The organism is Tenacibaculum sediminilitoris (genome assembly GCF_964513795.1).
Lineage (GTDB): Bacteria > Bacteroidota > Bacteroidia > Flavobacteriales > Flavobacteriaceae > Polaribacter > Polaribacter sediminilitoris.
This window is the reverse complement of record NZ_CAZEQR010000032.1, coordinates 1-6,027: the sequence shown is the minus strand read 5'-3', so window position 1 is coordinate 6,027 and position 6,027 is coordinate 1. Positions and strand designations below refer to the sequence as shown.

The 6,027-nt window shown below is 29.3% G+C and carries 2 protein-coding genes and 2 pseudogenes; 3 read left to right on the top strand and 1 reads right to left on the bottom strand.

Going from position 1 to position 6,027, the window contains the following annotated elements; genetic code table 11:
• Window positions 1–530: 530 nt before the first annotated feature.
• Window positions 531–1,194: pseudogene (locus ACKTSW_RS14320) on the bottom strand (IS982 family transposase); the annotation flags it as partial.
• Between the two features lie 328 nt (window positions 1,195–1,522).
• Between ACKTSW_RS14320 and ACKTSW_RS08500 the strand changes: the two are divergent.
• The 3 genes and pseudogenes from ACKTSW_RS08500 to ACKTSW_RS08485 form a co-directional block, all read left to right on the top strand.
• Window positions 1,523–3,346, top strand: coding sequence for a lipase family protein (locus ACKTSW_RS08500; protein ID WP_408024851.1), 1,824 nt, complete (start codon window positions 1,523–1,525; stop codon window positions 3,344–3,346).
• Between the two features lie 75 nt (window positions 3,347–3,421).
• A pseudogene (locus ACKTSW_RS14315) lies at window positions 3,422–4,142 on the top strand (transposase); the annotation flags it as partial.
• Between the two features lie 305 nt (window positions 4,143–4,447).
• Window positions 4,448–6,027: lipase family protein (locus tag ACKTSW_RS08485; protein WP_408024848.1), on the top strand; the 1,580-nt coding region annotated here is incomplete at its 3' end.

Here is a 6,027-nt window from a genome sequence, read left to right as displayed (position 1 = left end):
ATTAAAAAAACTGGAATTATAGCAATGGACTTTCCTGGAGATAAATTAATTAATGAAATAATTAATGTAAATAAAAGGTGAAAGTAACATCAAAAAAACTATCTAAATAGAAAATGAGGTGGGGTTTAAACCCCACCTCATTTTTTTTGTACAACTTTAAAATACCTTTTCTTATGAAAAAGAAGATTAAAACCTTACAAGAGACATACATACATACATACATACATACATACATACATACATACATACATACATACATACATACATACATACATACATACATACATACATACATACATACATACATACATACATACATACATACATACATACTAAACATGGTATTAGCTATTTGTTTAAAGACCTGTATACAAGTTTATTACGAAAAACTTACTAAATGGAAAGATTAGAAAATACACCAAAAACAAACTCTCTTTTCCAACTGACGAAGCTGTGGTGAAATCAACATTTTTTTCTTTAAGAGAAGCTACAAGAAAATGGCTCCATGCCTATTAACCTAAGCTCGATTATTAAAAGAGATAAATTTGCAGAGTATTTACAGTTTGATATTTTATAGAAGGTTTTTTAGGTAAAAAGCTATACGCAATAAGTATGGAGATTAAGTTTGTTGTAAAATTACCAAAGTTTCTATGTCTATAATGTTCTATTTGACAACTATTTTTGAGTTCATCGTTTACCCATTTCAATTACCAATTGTCTTCTAAGTAGTATTTTATTAGATATTGTTATTAAACAATTCTTTATATTGTTTTTAATTTGAGTTATAAGTTGCACGCCATTAATAAACAACATTTATGCTAGTTCCTCTCCTATATAACCTTTATTAGTAAAAATTTTCCAACTATTTTATTTAAAAAGCGTTCTTTTTTTAATGGATTTCTATTGTCTTCACTAGCCTGTGTACAAAAATTTAATATTTCTCCTTTTTCATTAATGATAATATGAAGTTTAAAACTAAGAAACTAACTCATGGTGAGTTTACCTGTATTAGCAATGTTTTTAAAAACTTTATAAGTATAAATACGCTTGTTTTTGCAAACACGTATTGGTGTAGAATTGATAAACGAAATACCTTAGCATTTACCTAAACAACAGGTTTTAAAAATAAAGTAGTGGTATTAAGTTTTGCTGAGTAAGTTCTGTAAAGCGATTATATGAAACAGTATTTGGAAAAAGAGTTCAACTTTAATTAAGTCAAACCCTCGATAAAAAAGTTTACACACCTTTAGAGATAGTGTATATATAATGCTGTTTCTTTCAATAACTTTCTAAGTACTACTTCATAGCACTTTTATTTGAAGCTTTAAAAATCTACTCAAAAAAAGTAGCCCTATTTCTACAAAAGCAATACTTTATAAAACCTATATTAAACTCGACCATAAAATCATTTAAATAATATGATAATAAATGATAATTGATAGTGTTAAAAAGGAGATAACATTTAACAATTAACGTAAAATACTTCAATACATTTATTATCAACCTTTAAAACTCAAACAAAATGAAAAAAACAAATTTATTAGTTTTTATGATGATGAGTGTTATCATACAAACAACTTACTGTCAATATGTATATAATTCGGAAGCTGAAGCTGAAGCTCGTGTAGAAAAAACTCATGCTCAGTTAGGTAAAGGTAATGCATTAAAAGGTATTTTCCATAATAATACAGATTTAGTTATGAAAAGGGTCTCTATTAATAAATATAACAGTTCAGAAGATTATAACTTATGGCCAGCAGAGGTATTAAATCCTGGAGAATTTACACCTTACTATGCTTGGAATGTAGCTGGCGGTTCTGGAGCTTACTATAGTGTGGCTTATGAAGCTACAGGAAGAGATAACGAAAAACATACTTTTTTTGTGGGAAGCTGTACTCCTACTAGTTTTTTTTACCTAAATAAAACCATAACTCGTCTTCAAATCGAGTCGGATAAGGCAAAAATAGATGACGGTGGTTATACAGACGACAAAGAAAACAGTTTTTTTTACTTACAGAGCAAAATAGATAAAGGCTATTATCCTTACGTTAAAAGTAGTGTTAAGTTAAAAAATCCAAGCAGTGTCTATGTTTCTGCCTATAGGGTATTAAAGTCTGAATATAAAGAAACCTTAGTAGGGAGTTTTTACAATTTAACTACACAAATAGATCATTTTAGACCTATGTCTGAATTAATTGAATCTGATTGGGCTAAATACCCTGATTCTGATTATTTAACTTTAAGTGGGCATTGGAAAAAAGGAAGTTCATATTTTCAAACCGCTGAAAACTACTTCATTGCCAATAAATATAACGACTCAGAACTTGTTGACGAAGAGTTTTTGACTAAAGTTGTAAAGAAAACATTTGGTGATGATGATTCTTCAGCTCTTTATTATAAGTCTTATGTCTCTCAAAACTCTTTTGGCTATGATTATCCTGTTTATAATGAATCTAATCAAACAGGAATTTCAGCATTTAATAAAGAGTCTTCTTTAAACTATACAAAAATTTTAAGGTACGCACTTACCGCTTCCTATGCTTATAAGATAAATGATTTCTGGCAGAATTGGAAAAATCAATTTGAGTTCACTAATGATGATAGTTATAAAATTATTGAAAAAATTATGTTTCCTAATTCATTTGATTTTAAAGTTATAGATGAACTTGATGATTCTGCGTCAGGACTCATTGCTGTAGCTGTAAAAGTTCCTAGCCATGAAAACTTAGGGCTTGATGAAGAAATAATTATTGCTTACAAAGGAACAAGTAACCAAAACGATGCTATTCAAGATCTAAAAATTGGATTAAAAAATATCTCAGAAAAGGATTTTCAATGGCAAAAAGATGCATATGATTTTGCTAAAAAAGTAATTTTAAAAGAATGTAATTGCGGAACCGATATAGTAGAGGCTTCAAAAAAATTAAAAGATAAAGTTGTTTTTACAGGTCACTCACTAGGCGCTTATACTGCGACAGAAACTGCAGTTAGATTTAATATAAATGCAAGGGTGTTTTCAGGACCTGCCACTAAACTAGTAGATTCAACTATAAAATTGTTTAGTACTACAATGCGTTTTTCAAACGTTATTAATTTTTATAGATCTGGAGACCCTGTTGTTGAGTTTACAGGAAGGCATGATACTCCTTTAGTTGTATTTAAAGGTGCAGGGGCTACGGGGAGTATAAATAATCATTATCTAACTCCTTTCATAGATGATATTTTATTCAAACTATACAAAGGAAATAAAACAAATGCTACACTACCAATTGCTGCTTATATACTACCAACAGACAATATTGGTGATGGTTTAAATCATTCAACAAATGTTTGGAGAAAACTTTAGATAATTAAAAATGAAAGGTTTTGATTAAATCAAAACCTTTCATTTTTCTAGGTAGTATCACATTAAGTGTGTAAAATTTTATACACCACGAATAAAGATAATTTTCTAAAACATTTCAAAACAGAAGAAGAGCAGACTTCCTTTCTAAAAAGTATACAAAAGTGAGGTATTAAAAAATGCTAGAAGGTAAACTCAATACCTATTTAGATTATAATAAACACGAGCAACCCCATAACAACAATACTCGCAATGGCTATGCTTCAAAAAAGGTAAAAACTGCTTTGGCACAAACAACTATAAAAACTCCTAGAAATAGAAAGGCCTTCTTTAACCTTGTGCTTGTTCTTAAGCGAACCAATATGGTTGTCAATATGAGAAAAGAAATGAGTAATTCTGATATAGAAAAACAAGTTCGAGAAGTTTATGATTTTAATAATTCTACATCCACTATACCCCCATCACAAACAAAATTACCAATAATATTGTCACTTGGATGAACGGTATTGTTTTCAAAGTTCGAGAGAATTTAAAGTTATAAACAAGACTATGTATATTGCTGTAGGTTTACATAGAAATAATAAAAAGGAAGTTTTTAGAACTTTGTTAGCCAAGAACAAATCAGCAGCCTTTTGAATGAGCGCTCTGACTAATATGAAAACTAGAGAGGTTCATGATTCACTCATTACAGCTACAGATAACCTTAATGGGTTTACTGATACCATTAAAAATGTTTTCCCAGCATCTAAAACCCATATTTGTGATACACCAAATACGCAATGCTTGTCGATATGTGGTATAGAAAAACAAAAAGGAGTTTACACACTTTTAGAGGTAGTGTATATATAATGCTGTTTCTTTTCTAAGTACTACTTCATTGAATAGCACTTTTATTTGAAACTTTAAAAGTATACTCAAAAAAAGTAGCCCTATTTATACAAAAAACAACACTTCATAAAACCTATATAAAACTCGACTATTAAATCGTTTAAACAGTTATGACAATAAGTGATAATTAATAGTATTTAAAAGGAAGTAACATTTAACCATTAACGTAAAATACTTCAATACATTTATTATCAACAACTTTAAAACTCAAACAAAATGAAAAAAACGAATTTATTAGTTTGTATAATGATGAGTGTTATTATACAAACAGTTTATTGTCAAAGAAAATTTCAATCGGAAGCTGAAGCTGAGGCAAAATTAAATGAGCTTTATGTAAAAGGTACAACTTCATTAAGAGGTATTATCAAAAATGATACAGATTTAGTTATGAAATTGGTCTCTGTTCATAAATATGACCGTTCAGAAGATGGTCTCCAATGGCCTGCAGAGGTATTAAGACCTGGAGAATGGACAGCTTACCATCCTACTAATAAATATACAGGTTATGGAGTTTACTATGGTGTATATTATGAAGCTGAAAAAGGAGGCATCAAATATCCTTTTTTTGTTGGAAGTTTTACTCCTAGTAGTAATTTATACACAAATAAAACCTACACTAGTTTTAGTAACGTGACGAAAAGGAGTAAACTTGATTATGGTGGTTATACTAAAGAATCAACAAACAAACAGTTTAAAATAAAAAGTGATATAGATGGAGGCGTTGCTCCTTTCGTTAAAACTACTTTTTCGTTATTCTCTCCAAGCAGCCTCTATGTTTCTGCTTATAAAGTATTAAAATCTGAATATAATGAAACCACCGCAGAGACTACTTCCAATTTATTTACAAAAACAGATCATTTTAGACCTATGTCTGAATTAATTATATCTGATTGGGCTAAATACCCTAGTTCTGATTATTTAACTTTAAGAGGGCATTGGAAAAAAGGAAGTTCATATTTTCAAACCGCTGAAAACTACTTTATTGCCAATAAATATAACAACACACAACTTGTAAACAAAAGGTTTTTGACTAAAGTTGTAAAAAAAACATTTGGTGATTATGATTCTTCAGCTCTTTATTATAAGTCTTATGTCTCTCAAAACTCTCTTGGCTATGATTATCCTGTTTATAATGAATCTAATCAATTAGGAATTTTAGCATTTAACAAGGAGTATTCTTTAAACTATATAAAAATTTTAAGGTACGCACTTACCGCTTCCTTTGCTTATAAGATAAATAATTTTAGTGATTGGAAAAATCAATTTGAAGGGTTCAAAAATACTGATGATTATCAAGTTATTAAAGACATTATGTTTCCTAATTCATCTTCTTTTACAATTATAGAAAAACTTGAGGATTCTGCGTCAGGACTCATTGCTGTAGCTGTAAAAGTTCCTAGCCATGAAAACTTAGGGCTTGATGAAAAAATAATTATTGCTTACAAAGGAACAAGTAACCAAAACGATGCTATTCAAGATCTAAAAATTGGATTAAAAAATATCTCAGAAAAGGATCTTCAATGGCAAAAAGACGCATATTATTTTGCTAAAAAAGTAATTTTAAAAGAATGTGATTGCGGAACCGATATAGTAGAGGCTTCAAAAATATTAGAAGATAAAGTTGTTTTTACAGGTCACTCACTAGGCGCTTATACTGCGACAGAAACTGCAGTTAGATTTAATATAAATGCAAGGGTGTTTTCAGGACCTGCCACTAAACTAGTAGATTCAACTATAAAATTGTTTAGTACTACAATGCGTTTTTCAAACGTTATTAATTTTTATAGATCTGGAGA

Bases quoted from the DNA above. Each gene is read 5' to 3' on its own strand.
- ACKTSW_RS08500 (WP_408024851.1), top strand. From the start codon at position 1,523: ATGAAAAAAACAAATTTATTAGTTTTTATGATGATGAGTGTTATCATA.